Annotated in this window: 1 protein-coding gene; it reads left to right on the forward strand. The window is 56.9% G+C overall.

The genetic code is table 11. The annotated features are described in order from the left end of the window. Positions 1-503 (forward strand): pyridoxal-dependent decarboxylase (locus BGE37_RS24780; protein ID WP_241956685.1); only part of this gene is annotated, 503 nt, incomplete at both ends.

Raw genomic sequence — 503 nt, forward strand, 5'->3', positions numbered from 1 at the left:
CCGAAACGCATGATTGAAGCCTGCGACGAAAACACCATCGGCGTGGTGCCGACTTTCGGCGTGACCTACACCGGTAACTATGAATTCCCGCAACCGCTGCATGATGCACTGGATAAATTCCAGGCCGACACCGGTATCGACATCGACATGCACATCGACGCCGCCAGCGGTGGCTTCCTGGCACCGTTCGTCGCCCCGGATATCGTCTGGGACTTCCGCCTGCCGCGTGTGAAATCGATCAGTGCTTCAGGCCATAAATTCGGTCTGGCTCCGCTGGGCTGCGGCTGGGTTATCTGGCGTGATGAAGAAGCGCTGCCGCAGGAACTGGTGTTCAACGTTGACTATCTCGGTGGTCAGATTGGGACTTTCGCCATCAACTTCTCCCGCCCGGCGGGTCAGGTGATTGCACAGTATTATGAATTCCTGCGCCTCGGTCGTGAAGGCTATACCAAAGTACAGAACGCTTCCTACCAGGTTGCCGCTTATCTGGCGGATGAAATCGC

The organism is Escherichia sp. MOD1-EC6300, assembly GCF_002965045.1.
GTDB classification, from domain to species: domain Bacteria; phylum Pseudomonadota; class Gammaproteobacteria; order Enterobacterales; family Enterobacteriaceae; genus Escherichia; species Escherichia coli_F.